Annotated in this window: 24 protein-coding genes; all 24 read left to right on the forward strand. The window is 54.7% G+C overall.

Going from position 1 to position 16,140, the window contains the following annotated elements:
- The coding region (locus WA922_RS11540; protein ID WP_424771858.1) for an NADAR domain-containing protein at positions 1 to 1,515 on the forward strand (1,515 nt) is incomplete at its 5' end.
- Between the two features lie 526 nt (positions 1,516 to 2,041).
- Positions 2,042 to 2,413, forward strand: coding sequence for a 30S ribosomal protein S12 (rpsL, locus tag WA922_RS11545; protein ID WP_115366484.1), 372 nt, complete (start codon positions 2,042 to 2,044; stop codon positions 2,411 to 2,413).
- A 123-nt stretch (positions 2,414 to 2,536) separates the two neighbouring features.
- The gene (gene rpsG, locus WA922_RS11550; protein WP_424771859.1) at positions 2,537 to 3,007 is read left to right on the forward strand and encodes a 30S ribosomal protein S7; all 471 of its coding nucleotides are present in this window, start codon (positions 2,537 to 2,539) and stop codon (positions 3,005 to 3,007) included.
- Positions 3,008 to 3,139: 132 nt separating this feature from the next.
- On the forward strand, positions 3,140 to 5,233 hold the full coding sequence (gene fusA / locus WA922_RS11555) for an elongation factor G (protein ID WP_424771860.1): 2,094 nt from the start codon (positions 3,140 to 3,142) through the stop codon (positions 5,231 to 5,233).
- A gap of 92 nt (positions 5,234 to 5,325) precedes the next feature.
- A complete protein-coding gene (gene tuf, locus WA922_RS11560) occupies positions 5,326 to 6,516 on the forward strand; it encodes an elongation factor Tu (protein WP_424771861.1) in 1,191 nt (396 codons plus the stop codon).
- Between the two features lie 259 nt (positions 6,517 to 6,775).
- Complete coding sequence (gene rpsJ, locus WA922_RS11565) at positions 6,776 to 7,087, forward strand: 30S ribosomal protein S10 (protein ID WP_061924928.1); 312 nt, start codon at positions 6,776 to 6,778, stop codon at positions 7,085 to 7,087.
- A gap of 232 nt (positions 7,088 to 7,319) precedes the next feature.
- The gene (gene rplC / locus WA922_RS11570) at positions 7,320 to 8,108 is read left to right on the forward strand and encodes a 50S ribosomal protein L3 (RefSeq protein WP_424771862.1); all 789 of its coding nucleotides are present in this window, start codon (positions 7,320 to 7,322) and stop codon (positions 8,106 to 8,108) included.
- 3 nt (positions 8,109 to 8,111) lie between these two features.
- Positions 8,112 to 8,762, forward strand: coding sequence for a 50S ribosomal protein L4 (gene rplD, locus WA922_RS11575; RefSeq protein WP_424771863.1), 651 nt, complete (start codon positions 8,112 to 8,114; stop codon positions 8,760 to 8,762).
- Positions 8,762 to 9,073, forward strand: coding sequence for a 50S ribosomal protein L23 (locus WA922_RS11580; RefSeq protein ID WP_424771864.1), 312 nt, complete (start codon positions 8,762 to 8,764; stop codon positions 9,071 to 9,073). The genes rplD and WA922_RS11580 overlap by 1 nt, the downstream gene beginning before the upstream one ends.
- 11 nt (positions 9,074 to 9,084) lie before the next feature.
- Entirely contained in the window at positions 9,085 to 9,921 is an 837-nt protein-coding gene (gene rplB / locus WA922_RS11585; RefSeq protein ID WP_424771865.1) for a 50S ribosomal protein L2, read from the forward strand.
- 6 nt (positions 9,922 to 9,927) lie between these two features.
- Positions 9,928 to 10,203 carry a 30S ribosomal protein S19 gene (gene rpsS / locus WA922_RS11590; RefSeq protein WP_424771866.1) on the forward strand — a complete coding sequence of 92 codons (276 nt, stop codon included), beginning with the start codon at positions 9,928 to 9,930 and terminating at the stop codon, positions 10,201 to 10,203.
- A complete protein-coding gene (gene rplV / locus WA922_RS11595; protein ID WP_424771867.1) occupies positions 10,203 to 10,586 on the forward strand; it encodes a 50S ribosomal protein L22 in 384 nt (127 codons plus the stop codon). Before rpsS ends, rplV begins: the two co-directional genes overlap by 1 nt.
- A 3-nt stretch (positions 10,587 to 10,589) precedes the next feature.
- On the forward strand, positions 10,590 to 11,285 hold the full coding sequence (gene rpsC / locus WA922_RS11600) for a 30S ribosomal protein S3 (RefSeq protein ID WP_424771868.1): 696 nt from the start codon (positions 10,590 to 10,592) through the stop codon (positions 11,283 to 11,285).
- Between the two features lie 21 nt (positions 11,286 to 11,306).
- The gene (gene rplP, locus WA922_RS11605) at positions 11,307 to 11,738 is read left to right on the forward strand and encodes a 50S ribosomal protein L16 (RefSeq protein ID WP_424771869.1); all 432 of its coding nucleotides are present in this window, start codon (positions 11,307 to 11,309) and stop codon (positions 11,736 to 11,738) included.
- Between the two features lie 2 nt (positions 11,739 to 11,740).
- A complete protein-coding gene (rpmC, locus tag WA922_RS11610) occupies positions 11,741 to 11,959 on the forward strand; it encodes a 50S ribosomal protein L29 (RefSeq protein ID WP_424771870.1) in 219 nt (72 codons plus the stop codon).
- A 10-nt stretch (positions 11,960 to 11,969) separates the two neighbouring features.
- Positions 11,970 to 12,269 (forward strand): 30S ribosomal protein S17, encoded by a 300-nt coding sequence (rpsQ, locus tag WA922_RS11615; protein WP_424771871.1) that lies wholly within the window; start codon positions 11,970 to 11,972, stop codon positions 12,267 to 12,269.
- Positions 12,270 to 12,355: 86 nt separating this feature from the next.
- Entirely contained in the window at positions 12,356 to 12,724 is a 369-nt protein-coding gene (gene rplN, locus WA922_RS11620) for a 50S ribosomal protein L14 (RefSeq protein WP_424771872.1), read from the forward strand.
- Positions 12,724 to 13,044 (forward strand): 50S ribosomal protein L24, encoded by a 321-nt coding sequence (gene rplX / locus WA922_RS11625; protein ID WP_424771873.1) that lies wholly within the window; start codon positions 12,724 to 12,726, stop codon positions 13,042 to 13,044. The genes rplN and rplX overlap by 1 nt, the downstream gene beginning before the upstream one ends.
- 10 nt (positions 13,045 to 13,054) lie before the next feature.
- Positions 13,055 to 13,636, forward strand: coding sequence for a 50S ribosomal protein L5 (gene rplE / locus WA922_RS11630; RefSeq protein ID WP_424772039.1), 582 nt, complete (start codon positions 13,055 to 13,057; stop codon positions 13,634 to 13,636).
- Positions 13,637 to 13,681: 45 nt separating this feature from the next.
- Positions 13,682 to 13,987 carry a 30S ribosomal protein S14 gene (gene rpsN / locus WA922_RS11635; RefSeq protein WP_424771874.1) on the forward strand — a complete coding sequence of 102 codons (306 nt, stop codon included), beginning with the start codon at positions 13,682 to 13,684 and terminating at the stop codon, positions 13,985 to 13,987.
- Between the two features lie 11 nt (positions 13,988 to 13,998).
- The gene (rpsH, locus tag WA922_RS11640) at positions 13,999 to 14,394 is read left to right on the forward strand and encodes a 30S ribosomal protein S8 (protein WP_424771875.1); all 396 of its coding nucleotides are present in this window, start codon (positions 13,999 to 14,001) and stop codon (positions 14,392 to 14,394) included.
- The gene (rplF, locus tag WA922_RS11645) at positions 14,394 to 14,927 is read left to right on the forward strand and encodes a 50S ribosomal protein L6 (RefSeq protein WP_424771876.1); all 534 of its coding nucleotides are present in this window, start codon (positions 14,394 to 14,396) and stop codon (positions 14,925 to 14,927) included. The genes rpsH and rplF overlap by 1 nt, the downstream gene beginning before the upstream one ends.
- 1 nt (position 14,928) lies before the next feature.
- Complete coding sequence (gene rplR, locus WA922_RS11650; RefSeq protein WP_424771877.1) at positions 14,929 to 15,273, forward strand: 50S ribosomal protein L18; 345 nt, start codon at positions 14,929 to 14,931, stop codon at positions 15,271 to 15,273.
- Positions 15,273 to 16,136 carry a 30S ribosomal protein S5 gene (gene rpsE / locus WA922_RS11655; protein WP_424771878.1) on the forward strand — a complete coding sequence of 288 codons (864 nt, stop codon included), beginning with the start codon at positions 15,273 to 15,275 and terminating at the stop codon, positions 16,134 to 16,136. The genes rplR and rpsE overlap by 1 nt, the downstream gene beginning before the upstream one ends.
- The last annotated feature ends 4 nt before the right edge of the window (positions 16,137 to 16,140 follow it).

Genomic DNA, 16,140 nt, shown 5'->3' on the forward strand with positions numbered 1-16,140 from the left:
GTTCTAGACTATGTAAAAAACTCAGCAGTTACGATGTTGAATAGTTTTTTACAGGAAGAAAAAATTGGAAAATACAGGTTTGATAACAGATCTTACCAATCAACTAGAAAAGGTATAGTAGATTTTACGTCTAACTGTGTTTGTTTATTTTATGCGTTTTTATGCCGAGATAGTATATCTATTTATGAAAATTATAATTCGGCCTTACGAAATATAGAAAAATTTTATAAAGCTCAGGATTTCATATTAGAAAGTTATAAAGGTGGCGTTTTTTCGTCGCGTCACATAACTAGGCCTGAGGCCACGCATCCTTTGGTTATCGCGAGTAGTGTTGCGTATTACTCAGCCTTCGACCGTTCAAAGACTGATGTTATAGTAGGTCTTCCGGCTGGCTCGACTGAGCTCGCATTCGCTCATAAATTGGGTCAAAATATCTTAGCTGGGAATAAGCCGGATGTGTTATTATTTCCTGTTTCTTTTCATTCAGCAAAAATTGAATTTGATGGACAGTTTAATCTTGAGAGCGCGCTCAGGCGGTGGGTTAGTCATCACCAACAGCAACTTACTTCAAAAAGTTTGCTAGTCGTAGATGACAACTCGTCAACCGGTAGAACCATTCAGGCGGCGGTAGATAGTTTAGCAATGGCTGGCCCGGAGTTATTGAAGGTCGGCATTGCTGAAGCGGATGTAGTTAGAAGCGATATTGACCGGGCAAATCCAGATCGTCCACTCATCGCTAGCGAAGTGTCTTATATAGCATCTGTTAATGTTCTGCCTATTTCTAGGTTTATACGACCAAAAACAGACTTAAAAGAGATCATTGAACTGAGGAAGATGGAGGAATGCACGAAACGCAGATACCTTGGTTCATCAAATTCCTTCGCCGAAAAAGTCATTGGCAATATATACGTTGATGTGATCCGCAATCCGACTGATAGAATTTTAGATGAACTTGAGCCAGATGGCATAATTAGACGGTTTCAGAAAACACCGCTTTCAAACTTTGCTGAAGTTGATGTTACGCTAAATCAAGAAAATTTCAAATCTGTAGAGCATGCCTATCAATCCATGAAGTTTTTTTCAACTATTTGGTCAAAAGTAACCGATCAAGACATTGAATTTATTAATAGAAAGCTTGAAGGTGGTAGCGATAGTATAACCAGAGAGAGTCTTCCCCATACATTTAGTCAACCGTCATTGTCGCCTGGGAACTCTAAGAGGGTGGCCAATCATCTTCGGAGGCTTGGTCATGTGAGAGTGGATTGGGATTTAGTTAAAGTACCGATCATGATTGATTTGCTGATTCAGAAATATGCTGATCCTAGTTTTTTTGACAAATTGCAGCAAACAAGTGGCAAGTATCTCATAGAAGGTAATACTTGGAATGACACTTTTTGGGGAGAGTGTAACGGAAGAGGGCGTAACTTCCTTGGCCGGGCATTAATGGAGCTTCGGAGTCACGATATCAGCACATTGAGAGGTGCAGCAGATGAGATAAGGGGGCGTTTGCTTTAACGGTTATGTTCCACACCCCTTGACCCAAACCCAACAACCCCCTAATGGCCCGCCAACCGAAACACGCATCTGACTCGTCAGCCGCTTGCTTCGGTCAAATAGAGCTGAACATTGCCGGTTTAGCCTCGGGAGCCTTTCGAGTGATCGAATGGGCTCTTTTCTATTGGGTTCCTGATGAAGCGGGGTCCCGGATCACGTCCGGGATGACGGTGAAAGGAATGCGGGGCGGCCGTCAAAGTAACCCGGAGCCGGACGGTTTCAGGTGGAGTGTTTTCAGCTCGCGCTACTAATGCCGCTACGCGGTGTTTTTTCTGGCGGGGTCCCGGATCAGGTCCGGGATGACGTAGTGAGCGCGGGTTTTCAAACGCATCATCTGATCCCAAAAGTTCCTTTGATCGTCACTCTCTCAAACGGTGGTGATCGAGAGCGGAACCTCGTCAGGAAAGGTTGCAGACCTTTCCGCCCGGATGAGGTGACCCAAAATGGCAATCCCGCCATTTTGGAAAATCAAGGTGAAGAGTACTTCATGCCGACAATTAACCAGTTGGTCCGCAAGGGCCGCGTTCCGCAGAAGGCCAAGTCCAAGGTTCCTGCGATGGAAGCAAACCCGCAGAAGCGCGGCGTTTGTACACGTGTTTATACGACGACACCGAAGAAGCCGAACTCCGCGCTTCGTAAGGTTGCCAAGGTTCGCCTGACCAACCAGCGTGAAGTCATCTCCTACATCCCCGGCGAAGGCCACAACCTGCAGGAACACAGTGTTGTGCTGATCCGCGGCGGCCGTGTGCGCGATCTTCCCGGTGTGCGTTACCACGTCCTGCGCGGCGTTTTGGATACGCAAGGGGTCAAGGACCGCAAGCAGAGCCGTTCCAAATACGGCGCCAAGCGTCCGAAATAATTAGGCTTCCCCGTCATCCCGGACTTGATCCGGGATCCCGCTCACTTACTGTAGCGCAAGCCAGAGGTAAGCGGGGCCCCGGATCACGTCCGGGGAGACGAATAGAATTTTGGAGACAAACATATGTCACGTCGTCGTCGTCCCGAAAAGCGGGTCATCCTGCCCGATCCCAAATTCAAGGATCTGGTCCTGTCGAAATTCATGAACAACCTCATGCTCGACGGTAAGAAATCCACAGCAGAACGTATCGTTTACGGTGCGCTCGACACGGTTCAGGAGAAGGCCAAGTCCGATCCGATCCAGATGTTCCATGATGCGCTGAACAATATCAAGCCGCAGGTCGAAGTGCGCAGCCGCCGGGTTGGCGGTGCCACCTATCAGGTGCCGGTTGAAGTTCGCCCCGAGCGTGCCCAGGCGCTGGCAATCCGCTGGCTGATCGGTGCTGCGCGCGGCCGCCCGGAAACCACTATGGCAGCGCGTCTGTCGGGTGAATTGATGGATGCGTCCAACAATCGCGGAAATGCGGTGAAAAAGCGTGAAGATACGCACCGGATGGCCGATGCCAACCGTGCCTTCTCGCATTATCGCTGGTAAATTGGCGCAGCGCATTGGCGGGTTGGGGTGTGCAGGGCGTAAGCCGGGCATGTCTTTAATCGGTCACATTTGCAACTATATCGGGCGGCAGGCGTTAATCGCGCATCCGTCCAGCAAACCGAGGAATTGAACATGGCACGCAGCCATCCCTTAGACAGGTACCGCAATATCGGTATTATGGCGCATATCGACGCCGGTAAGACCACGACTACAGAGCGGATCCTTTATTATACCGGTAAATCCTACAAAATCGGCGAAGTGCATGATGGCGCGGCGACGATGGACTGGATGGAGCAGGAGCAGGAACGCGGGATCACCATCACCTCTGCGGCGACCACCTGTTTCTGGAATGCCGATGATCGGAACGGTCCAGAACACCGGATCAACATCATCGATACGCCGGGCCATGTTGACTTCACGATTGAAGTGGAACGCTCCTTGCGCGTGCTCGACGGCGCGGTTGCCTGTTTTGACGGCGTCGCGGGCGTAGAGCCGCAATCCGAAACCGTATGGCGTCAAGCGGACAAATATAAAGTCCCGCGGATGTGCTTTATTAATAAATTGGACCGCACCGGCGCCGATTTTAAATACTGTGTCCAATCGATTATTGATCGTCTGGGTTCGGTACCGGCCGTTTTGTATTTGCCGATCGGGATTGAATCCAGCCTGGTCGGTCTGGTCGACCTGGTCAATCAGCGTTCGATCACGTGGAAGAACGAAGATCTGGGCGCGGAATATGAATATGGTGAGATCCCGGCTGACATGGCCGATGAAGCGGCCGAGTACCGCGAAAAGTTGATCGAGCTGGCGGTTGAGCAAGATGATGACGTGATGGAGCAGTATCTTGAAGGTAACGAGCCTGACGCGGCAACGCTGAAGTCTTTGATCCGCAAGGGTACGCTGAATCAGAGCTTTGTGCCGGTCCTGTGCGGCTCTGCGTTCAAGAACAAGGGCGTTCAGCCCCTGCTCGACGCGGTTGTCGATTACATGCCGAGCCCGCTCGACGTTCCTGCGATCAAGGGCGTTCTGCCCGACAGCGAGCAAGAGGATTCACGCAAATCCAGCGATGAAGAGCCTTTCTCCGCATTGGCTTTCAAGGTCATGAACGATCCGTTCGTGGGCTCGCTGACTTTCACGCGTATTTACTCCGGCAAGCTGGAGAAGGGCGCCGTTCTGAACTCGGTGAAGGACAAGAAAGAGAAGATCGGCCGTATTCTCGAAATGCACTCCAATGACCGCAAGGATATTGAAGAGGCATTCGCAGGTGATATTGTCGCGCTTGCCGGTATGAAGGCCACTACCACTGGCGATACGCTGTGTGATCCGGCCAAGCCGATCATTCTTGAGCGGATGGAGTTTCCCGATCCGGTGATCGAGCTTTCGGTCGAGCCGAAAACGAAGGCCGACCAGGAAAAGATGGGCGTTGCGCTCAACCGTCTGGCCGCCGAAGATCCATCCTTCCGTGTGTCGACCGACCACGAATCGGGCCAGACGATTATCAAGGGCATGGGCGAGCTCCATCTTGATATTCTGGTCGACCGGATGAAGCGCGAATTTAAAGTTGAGGCCAATGTCGGCGCGCCGCAAGTGGCGTATCGCGAATCGCTGGGACGTGAAATCGAGGTTGATTACACGCACAAGAAACAGTCTGGTGGTACCGGCCAATTCGCCCGTGCGAAAGCGACCTTTACCCCTGGTGAGCGCGGTCAGGGCATCGTGTTCGAAGACAGCATCAAAGGCGGTAATATTCCGAAGGAATATATTCCTTCGCTTGAGAAGGGTATTCGCGAGCAGGCTGAAAGCGGCTACCTCATCGGCTTCCCGATTATCGATTTCACCATCCACGTGACCGATGGCGCGTATCACGACGTCGATAGTTCGACCGTCGCGTTCGAAATCTGTGGGCGCGGTGCCATGCGTGAAGCTGGCGAGCGCGGCGGTATCAAGCTGCTCGAGCCGGTGATGAAAGTTGAAGTCATCACGCCTGAGGAATATCTTGGTGACGTGATCGGCGATCTCAATTCCCGCCGGGGCCAAATTCAGGGCACCGATACCCGGGGCAACGCGCAAGCTGTCGAAGCATTTGTGCCGCTGGCAAACATGTTCGGTTACGTGAATGAGCTGCGTTCGTTCAGCCAGGGCCGGGCAAATTACTCGATGCAATTCTCTCATTATGAGGAAGTTCCGGCGAGTGTTGCTCTCGAAGTGAAAGAGAAACTTGCCTAAGCGCGAGCGAACGTCTAGTGGCGGCGCCTGATTCAACGGGTGCCGCACATATCCCGTATTTGTTTTAAGTTAGACCACAAAGGTTATTGAAAATGGCGAAGGAAAAATTCGAGCGGAACAAGCCGCACTGCAACATCGGCACCATCGGTCACGTTGACCACGGTAAAACGACGTTGACTGCGGCGATCACGAAAGTGATGGCGGAAGTGCACGGCGGTGCAGCTGTTGATTTCGCGAACATCGACAAGGCACCTGAAGAGCGCGAGCGTGGTATCACGATTTCGACCGCTCACGTTGAATATGAGACTGCAGCTCGTCACTACGCGCATGTCGACTGCCCAGGTCACGCTGACTATGTGAAAAACATGATCACTGGTGCTGCCCAGATGGACGGCGCTATTCTGGTGGTGAACGCCGCTGACGGCCCAATGCCGCAAACCCGCGAGCACATTCTGCTTGCGCGTCAGGTTGGTGTTCCGGCTCTGGTTGTTTACATGAACAAGGTTGACCAGGTTGACGACGAGGAAATCCTCGAACTGGTTGAAATGGAAATTCGCGAGCTTCTGTCGGCTTATGATTTTGACGGCGATAATATTGCGATCGTCAAGGGGTCGGCCCTGGCTGCGCTTGAAGGCCGTGACGACAATATCGGCAAGGAATCAATCGTTGCATTGATGGAAGCCGTTGATGAACACATCCCCCAGCCAGACCGTCCGGTTGATAAAGACTTCCTGATGCCGATCGAAGACGTGTTCTCGATCTCTGGACGCGGCACTGTCGTGACCGGCCGTATTGAAACGGGCGTTGTGAATGTGGGCGACGAAGTTGAAATCGTCGGCATCAAGGACACTGGCAAGACAACGGTGACCGGTGTTGAAATGTTCCGCAAGCTGCTTGATCGCGGTGAAGCGGGCGACAATGTCGGCGCGCTGGTTCGCGGTATTGGCCGTGAAGATGTTGAGCGCGGTCAGGTTCTGGCAAAGCCGGGTTCCGTGAAGCCGCACACGGAATTTTCGGCCGAGGTTTATGTCCTTTCCAAGGACGAGGGCGGCCGTCATACGCCTTTCTTTGCAAACTATCGTCCGCAGTTCTACTTCCGTACAACTGACGTAACCGGCGAAGTGATCCTTCCTGAAGGTACAGAGATGGTGATGCCAGGCGATAACGTTACGATCGACGTTAAGCTGATCGCACCTATCGCTATGGATCCGGGCCTTCGCTTTGCGATCCGCGAAGGCGGCCGCACTGTTGGCTCCGGCGTTGTTGGCTCGATTAAGGCGTAAGACGTAACAAACTAAAAAGACGCCCGGCGGCCTGACGGCTTGCCGGGCGTTTTGTTTTCTGATGGGGCCGGCAAAAGTAAGCGCAATTGACGTTACAGGGGTTGCAAGGTTGCGGCGTTCCCCATATAGGACCGCTCAACGAACGAGATTCGTCTCAATATTCGGAAAAGTTTTGATCAGTTGCCATGCTCTCCTTCGGAGACGGGAGAGGGCAGGTCGCTGATTTTTGTTGTTTGCTCTTTCTCATTGGTAGTTGGACATGGAAGCCCAGAATATCCGCATTCGCCTCAAGGCGTTTGATCACCGCGTACTTGACCAGGCGACTGGCGAAATCGCAGAGACTGCTCGCCGCACCGGCGCGCTCATTCGTGGCCCCATTCCGATGCCGACGAGAATTGAGAAGTTTACCGTGAACCGCGGCCCGCACATCGATAAGAAGTCGCGCGAGCAGTTCGAGGTACGCACTTACAAGCGGTTGCTCGATATCGTGCAGCCTAACGCGCAAACTGTGGACGCGCTGATGAAGCTCGATCTTGCTGCTGGCGTTAACGTGGAAATTAAGCTCGCTTAATTTTCTCGGCTTTAGTTAATTCTAAAGCGAAGACTCAGGAATACCGCCGGATAAATATCCGGGTCTGCGTTCCCCGTCTCGCAATCCCAAGCAATTGGGGGCGCACTCAGCCCGGACGGGGCTACGCATCACAAAACGGGCTGGTCGGGTCTCACCAAAGTATTACTTTGATGGGTACCCGTCACGCACCTGGGGATGGGCCTTAGGTGCCTCTGTGTTAGGAGTTTTGACGATGCGCACTGGCGTGATCGCAAAGAAGGTTGGGATGACCCGCCTGTTTCAGGAAGACGGACGGCACGTTCCCGTGACCGTTCTGGCGCTTGAAGATTGCCAAGTCGTTTCGCACCGCACCGCTGGCCGGGATGGATATTCCGCGCTTCAAGTGGGGTCGGGTGTTGCCAAACAGAAAAACGTTGCCAAGCCTCAGCGTGAGCACTTCGCGAAAGCTGAAGTTCCGTTGAAGCAAAAGGTTGCCGAGTTTCGTCTTGATAATGACGAAGGCTTGCTTCCTGTTGGTGCAACCATTTCTGCAGACCACTTCATTGCGGGCCAGAAGGTGGATATCACCGGCCATACGCAAGGTAAGGGTTTTGCCGGTGCGATGAAGCGTTGGGGTTTCGGTGGTCTTCGGGCGACGCACGGTGTTTCGCTGTCCCACCGTTCGCACGGTTCGACCGGTAACCGTCAGGATCCGGGCCGGGTGTTCAAGGGCAAGAAGATGGCCGGTCACATGGGTGATCGCCAGCGGACCCAGCAAAATCTCGAAATCGTACGCACGGATGCGACGCGCGGCCTCCTGTTCGTCAAGGGTTCCGTCCCTGGCCACAAGAACGCATGGCTTGTTGTGCGCGATGCCGTGAAGCTTGCTCTTCCCGAAGGCGTACCTTTCCCGGGCGCTGTGATTGAGAAGAATGCTCCAAAGCCCGAGGCTCAGTCAGCAGCTGGGGAAGAGGCGCCGGCAGTAGACACCAACGAAGCTGGGGCTGCTGAAGCCGTCAGCGAAACCGGTAAGGAGGGCTGAACCGTGAAGGTGAAGGTCCAGAAAATTGACGGCGGCAAAGTGTCCGGTGCGTCTGGCGATCTCGAGCTTAATGACGATGTATTCGGGATCGAGCCGCGCGCTGACATCCTGCACCGCGTCGTTACGTGGCAGCTTGAAAACCGCCGCGGCACCGCGCGTCCCACGCGTGAGCGTTCCGACGTTGCGCGTACGGGTGCCAAGCATGGCAAGCAAAAGGGTGGCGGTGTTGCCCGTCACGGTGCCCGCAGCGCCCCGATCTTTATCGGCGGCGGTAAGGCGCACGGCGCGCGCAAGCGTGATTTTAGCCAGTCGCTCAACAAGAAATTGCGCGCATTAGGTCTGAAAATGGCTCTGTCCAGCAGGGCCAAGGATGGTCTGGTCGTGGTCGATAACCTGGAATTGAAAGACGCCAAGACGAAATCCCTGATGGGGCATCTCGGCAAGGCGGGTCTGACAGGCAAGGTGCTGGTTATTGACGGTGACGCTGTGAATGATGGCTTTCGCAATGCCGCGGCCAACCTGCCGGGTGTCAATGTGATGCCGGCTGCTGGCGCCAATGTTTATGACATCCTGAAACACGACACCCTGATCCTGACCAAGGATGCTGTCGAAAAGCTGGAGGCGCGTTTCGCCCTCGCGGGAGGCGGTAAATAATGGCTAAAAAGCAAGAAATCGATGCCCGTCATTACGATGTGGTGCTCTCACCTCATATCACCGAGAAATCGACACTGCTTTCAGAAAATGACGCAGTGGTCTTCAAAGTGGCGAATGCGGCAACCAAGCCGCAGATCAAAGAGGCTGTAGAGGCATTGTTCGACACGAAAGTGAAGAGCGTGAACACCATCGTCCAAAAGGGCAAAACCAAACGCTGGAAGGGTCGCCCTTACAAGCGTTCGGATTTCAAAAAAGCGATCGTTACATTGGTCGAGGGTCAACCCCCGATCGATGTTACCGGCGGAATCTGAGGGCAGGATAGATGGCACTCAAGAATTACAAACCAACAAGCCCCGCGCGCCGCGGCCTTATCCTTGTTGACAAGTCCGGCCTGTATAAGGGCAAGCCGGTCAAGTCGCTCACAGAAGGTAAGCGCAAAACTGGTGGCCGGAACAATAAAGGCCATGTCACTTCACGTGGCATTGGCGGCGGACATAAGCAGAAATATCGCTTTATCGACTTTAAGCGCCGCAAGTGGGATGCGCCTGCAACTGTCGAACGGATCGAATATGATCCTAACCGGACGGCGTTTATCGCGCTTCTGAAATATGAAGATGGCGAGCAGGTCTATATCATCTGCCCGCAGCGGCTGGCAGTGGGTGACACGGTTGTCGCTGGCCAGAAAACTGACACGAAGCCTGGCAACGCCATGCTTCTGGGTCAGATGCCGGTTGGTACCATCTGCCACAATGTGGAAATGAAGCCTGGCAAGGGCGGCCAGATCGCACGGTCTGCTGGTACCTATGTCCAGCTGGTCGGGCGTGATCGGGGCATGGTTATCGTGCGCCTTAACTCTGGCGAGCAACGCTACCTTCGTGGCGATTGCATGGGCACGGTTGGTGCGGTGTCAAACCCCGACAACCAGAACCAGAATCTGGGCAAGGCCGGGCGCCGCCGCTGGATGGGTGTTAAGCCTTTGACACGCGGTGTGGCGAAAAACCCTGTCGACCACCCGCACGGTGGTGGTGAGGGCCGGACTTCGGGTGGCCGTCATCCGGTTACACCTTGGGGTAAGCCAACCAAGGGTGCGCGCACCCGCAAGAACAAGCAGACGGATAAAATGATCATCCGTTCGCGTCACGCCAAGAAGAAGAGGTAACGCAAGATGGCTCGCTCCGTCTGGAAAGGTCCGTTCGTTGACCTCCACCTGCTGAAAAAGGCAGAAGCTGCGCAAGAAAACAGCGCGAACAAGCCGATCAAGACCTGGTCGCGCCGTTCCACTGTCTTGCCGCAATTCGTCGGCCTGACGTTCAACGTCTATAATGGTCATAAGTTTATTCCCGTGTCCGTGAATGAGGACATGGTCGGCCATAAGCTCGGCGAATTTGCACCAACCCGCACATTCCCCGGTCACGCTTCCGACAAGAAGGGTAAACGCTGATGGGCAAGGCAAAAACTCCCCGCCGCGTTGGTGATAATGAGGCATTGGCTGTGGGCACCACCATCCGTGGTTCGGCGCAGAAGCTGAACCTGGTTGCGGCGCTCATTCGCGGCAAGAAGGTTGAGGATGCTCTCAACATCCTGGCATTCTCGCGCAAGCAAATGGCCAAGGACACGACCAAAGTCCTGGCATCTGCCATTGCCAATGCGGAAAACAACCATAATCTCGATGTCGACGCGCTGATCGTTGCGGAAGCCAGTGTGGGTAAAGCCATCACGATGAAGCGTTTCCACACCCGTGGCCGCGGTAAGAGCACACGCATTCTGAAGCCATTTAGCCGGCTGCGGATCGTAGTGCGCGAGCACGAAGAAGAGGAGGCGTAAGTCATGGGTCAGAAAAGTAATCCAATCGGCCTGCGTCTGCAGATTAACCGCACCTGGGACAGCCGCTGGTACGCTGAAGGGCGTAATTACGCACAGCTGCTCAAGGAAGACATTCAAATCCGCAAATTTATCATGGATACCGTGCCTCAGGCTGCGATTTCCAAGGTTGTTATTGAGCGTCCGGCGAAATTGTGCCGTGTGTCGATTTACGCAGCTCGCCCCGGTGTTATCATCGGTAAAAAGGGCGCAGATATCGAAAAGCTGCGGAGCCAGCTGGCCAAGATGACCGAAAGCGAGGTCAAGCTGAACATCGTGGAAATTCGGAAGCCCGAAGTGGACGCGAAGCTTGTTGCGCAAGGTATTGCCGATCAGCTGATCCGCCGTATCGCATTCCGCCGCGCTATGAAGCGCGCGATGCAGTCTGCCATGCGTCTGGGCGCAGAAGGTATCAAGATTGTTTGCGGCGGCCGTCTGGGCGGTGCCGAGATCGCCCGCGTTGAACAATATCGCGAAGGCCGTGTGCCGTTACACACGCTGCGCGCAAACATCGATTACGCCGAAGCCGAAGCACTGACGGCTTATGGTATTATCGGTATCAAGGTTTGGGTCTTCAAAGGCGAAATCCTGGGCCAGGATCCAACTGCACAAGACAGGCTGATGATGGAAGCGCAAACTTCCGGCGTCCGTCCTGCCCGCTGATAGAATTCGAGAGTAAGCACCATGCTGCAACCGAAAAAACATAAATTCCGCAAAGCCTTTAAGGGCCGGATCAAGGGCGATGCCAAAGGCGGCACGGCTTTGAATTTCGGGTCCTACGGCCTCAAGGCTCTGGAGCCGGAGCGTATTACCGCGCGCCAGATCGAAGCGGCCCGCCGTGCAATCACGCGTCACATGCGCCGGCAGGGCCGTCTGTGGATTCGGGTGTTCCCCGATTTGCCGGTTTCCAAGAAACCCGCCGAAGTCCGTCAGGGTAAAGGTAAGGGTTCGGTCGAATATTGGGCAGCACGGGTCAAGCCGGGCCGCATTCTGTTCGAACTTGACGGTGTGTCAGGCCCGTTGGCTGCTGCCGCTTTTGAGCGCGCCGCCATGAAGCTGCCCATCAAAACCAAAGTCGTTGCCCGTCTGGGTGACACATCGCATTTGGAGGGTTGATCATGAGCAAGATTGAAGATCTCCGCACCAAAACCGACGATCAGCTTAATTCTGATCTGACGGATTTGAAGAAAGAACAGTTTAACCTGCGCTTTCAGGCTGCGACCAACCAGCTTGAGCGTCCGGCACGGATCAAAGAGGTCCGCCGCGCGATTGCCCAGATCAAAACGCTGCAGAGCGAACGTTCTGCAGCCGCCCAATCGGCCAAAGTCGGGGCGTAAGGAGCACATTATGCCGAAACGTATTCTGGTCGGGACCGTAACGTCCGACAAAATGAACAAGTCAGTGACCGTGAAGGTCGAGCGTAAGGTGAAGCATCCGCTCTACGGAAAGATCATTCGCCGTTCGAAGAAATATCACGCGCATGACGAGGATAATGCTTTCAAGATGGGTGACACCGTTCGGATTGAGGAAACCAAGCCAATCTCCAAGACCAAAACTTGGCGGGTGATTGACACGGTTCACGCAAGCAAGGGGCAGGCTGTAGAGGCCGATCTGGAAGTTGAAGCTGCTGCTGGCAGCATTACGTAACGAATTAAGTCCCCCGCTGGTGCGGGGACAGAGTTTTGGAACTGCAAGACGGGTTCTTGCAAGCCGGATAAGAAGGAACTGAATCCATGATTCAGATGCAGTCAAATCTAGACGTGGCAGACAATAGCGGTGCCAAGCGCGTCCAGTGCATTAAAGTGCTGGGCGGATCGAAGCGCCGTACTGCCAGCGTTGGCGACGTGATCGTCGTTTCGATCAAAGAGGCGCAGCCGCGCGCCAAAGTCAAAAAGGGTGATGTTCACCGTGCTGTTATCGTCCGCACCCGCAAGGATGTGCGCCGTGCAGATGGCAGTGTGATCCGTTTTGACGGGAATGCTGCGGTGCTGGTGAATAAAAGCGAAGAGCCAATTGGCACCCGTATCTTTGGCCCTGTGGTCCGCGAATTGCGCGGGCGCGGTTTCATGAAGATCATCTCGCTCGCCCCGGAGGTGCTATAATGGCTGCCGCAAAAATTAAAAAAGGCGATAGCGTCGTCGTGCTTTCAGGCAAGGATAAGGGCCGTACCGGCACTGTCCAGAAGGTCATGCCAAAAGATGGCAAGGTCATTGTCGAAGGGATGAACATCGCTGCCCGTCACCGCAAGCCAAGTCAGGAAAACCCGCAAGGCGGCATCGATCGTTTCGAAGCACCCATGCATCTTTGCAAAGTGGCTGTGGCTGATCCCAAGGATGGCAAACCGACCCGGGTCCGCTTCGAAGACAAGGACGGCAAGAAGGTGCGCGTTGCGGTAAAGTCCGGAGAGATGATCGATGGTTAAGGACACGGCGATGGCCGATTACACACCCCGCATGAAAAAACGTTTTGACGATCAAATTGTCAAGGCGATGACTGAGAAGTTTGGCTATACAAACCGCCTTCAAGTCCCTCAGCTGGAAAAAATCACGCTCAATATGGGTGTTGGTGAAGCCAGTCAGGACAAGAAGAAAGTAACGACCGCTGCTGAAGAAATGGCGCTGATCGCCGGGCAGAAACCGGTTATTACGAAAGCCAAGAAATCCATTGCGCAGTTCAAGCTGCGCGAGGGCATGCCAATCGGTTGCAAAGTGACTTTGCGCCGTGAACGCATGTTTGAATTCCTTGACCGCCTGGTGACGGTCGCAATGCCCCGTATCCGTGACTTTCGCGGCCTGAACCCCAAATCATTTGACGGGCGCGGCAATTACGCAATGGGTCTGAAGGAACAGATCGTCTTTCCCGAAATCTCGTATGATAAAATCGACGTGGTTCGCGGAATGGACATCATTGTGACGACAACGGCGAAAACCGACGATGAAGCGCGCGAGCTGCTTCGTTTGTTCGGCTTCCCGTTTCCTGTTGAAAAACAGGAAGACGAAAAGGCAGCGGCGTGAGCCGTTTGCAGATTATGAATTCTCGAAAGAAGAGAGCTTAAGTCCATGGCGAAACTGAGTTCCGTTAACAAAAATGAGCGTCGTAAAAAGCTCGTCAAAAAGTATGCAGCAAAATATGCTGCGCTCAAGGCGATTGCTGATGACACATCGCTCGACGAAGGTGAGCGTTTGATGGCGCGCCTGAAAATGGCTGAAATACCGCGTAACGGCAACCCGACACGGGTCCGTAATCGCTGCGCGACGACGGGTCGTCCGCGCGGATATTATCGCAAGTTTGGCCTCAACCGCATCGAACTCCGTAATCTTGCCAATCGCGGCATGATTCCGGGCGTGACGAAGTCAAGCTGGTAAGGATCTGACCGATGGCTATGACCGATCCACTGGGTGATATGCTCACCCGCATCCGTAACGGGCAGCAAGCGAAAATGGACTCGGTCCTGTCGCCTGCGTCCAAACTGCGCGCCAATGTTCTCGAAGTTCTTCAGCGTGAAGGATATATTCGCGGATATACGCCTGATGAAACAGGCAAGCACCCTGCGCTGCGGATTGAATTGAAATATTTCGAGGGCGAAGCTGCGATTAAGCACGTCGCCCGTGTTTCCAAGCCTGGCCGCCGCGTCTATTCGGGTTCGCAAGATCTGCCGATTGTACGCAACGGCCTGGGCATCACCATCGTCTCGACCCCCAAGGGCGTGCTCTCGGATGCCGAAGCGCGCGCTGAGAATGTCGGCGGCGAAGTGCTTGCGGAGGTCTTCTGATGAGCCGCATTGGTAAGAAAGCCGTGGCCATTCCGGGCGGTGTTAGCGCCGCGATAGAGGATGGCACGCTCAGCGTGAAAGGCCCCAAGGGTACGCTCTCAATGGGTCTGGCAGACGATATTGACTACACAATCGAAGACAATGAAATCGCTGTGATGCCGGCTAATAAATCGCGCCGCGCGCGTGATTTCTGGGGTATGCAGCGGACATTGGTGTCCAATTTGGTGGTCGGCGTTACCGACGGTTTCACCAAGACGCTGGAAATTTCCGGGGTAGGCTACCGTGCGTCAGCGCAGGGTCAAAAGCTCAAATTGCAGCTCGGCTTCAGTCACGATGTCGATATTGATGTGCCCGCTGGTCTTGATGTCACATGTCCTGACCAGACGACTGTAATTATTAGCGGTATCGACAAGCAGGCCGTGGGCCAGCTCGCTGCCGAAATCCGCCGTTGGCGCAAGCCGGAGCCTTACAAGGGCAAAGGTATCAAGTACCAGGGCGAATACGTCTTCCGCAAGGAAGGGAAGAAGAAGTAAGATGGCCAAACTATCTCTCTTTGAGCGCCGCCGCCGCCGCGTTCGCACAGCTTTACGCAGCCGTTCCGGTGACCGCCCTCGTTTGTCAGTGCACCGCACTGGCCGTCACATCTACGCCCAGATCATTGATGACAAGGATGGCCGCACCGTTGCAGCCGCTTCCACTCTCGGTGCCAAGGCTTCGGGTGCGAATATCGGTGCTGCCGAAACGGTTGGCAAAGATATCGCAGCTGCTGCCAAGAAGGCTGGCGTGACCACTGTCGTGTTCGATCGCGGCGGGTTCCTTTTTCATGGCCGCGTGAAAGCGCTGGCCGATGCCGCCCGCGAAGGCGGGCTGGAGTTCTGATGATGGCTGACGAGAAAAACACTCCGCACACCGAAGGCGCTACCCAAGCGCCGAACGGTGACGAAACAGCAGCTGCGGAAGGCGCAGCAACCGCAGATACGGGCGCGGCAGAAACGCCGAAAGCTGAAGATGCTGCTCCGGCAGCGGACGTCGCAACACCCACTGCAGACGCGCCTCCTGCGCCGACCGCACAAGCTCCTTCGGGCAGCGACCCTGCCGCACGCGGCGGTCGCGGCGGACGCGGCGGCAATAACCGTGGTGGTGGACGTGATGGCGGCAAAGGCCGCGGCGGACGCGACAATCGGCGCGGTGGCCGTGACGAGCCTGATGACGGCATCGCTGAAAAGCTGGTGCATATCAACCGCGTCTCCAAAACCGTTAAAGGCGGTAAGCGGTTCGGTTTTGCGGCACTGGTTGTGGTTGGCGACGGTTCGGGCCGCGTCGGTTTCGGTAAAGGCAAGGCGCGCGAAGTGCCCGAAGCCATCACGAAAGCAACCGCCGCCGCCAAGAAGAAGATGATCCGCGTGCCGTTGAAGGAAGGCCGTACGCTGCACCATGATGTGAAGGGCCGTTTCGGCGCTGGTAAGGTGGTTGTTCGTACAGCACCTCCTGGTACTGGTATCATTGCCGGTGGCCCAATGCGAGCGGTGTTTGAAAGCCTGGGCGTTGCTGATGTTGTGACCAAGTCCAACGGCACATCGAACCCGTATAACATGATCCGCGCCACTTTTGATGCGCTGTCCAACCAGACCTCTCCGAAGTCCGTTGCACAGCGCCGTGGTAAGAAGGTTGCAGACCTTCTTGGCCGAGGTGGCGCAAGCGACGCAGAGGCTCAGGCCGATGCTGCAGCTGTAGCGGAGTAAGCGA

The organism is Pontixanthobacter sp., assembly GCF_049682855.1.
Lineage (GTDB): Bacteria > Pseudomonadota > Alphaproteobacteria > Sphingomonadales > Sphingomonadaceae > Pontixanthobacter.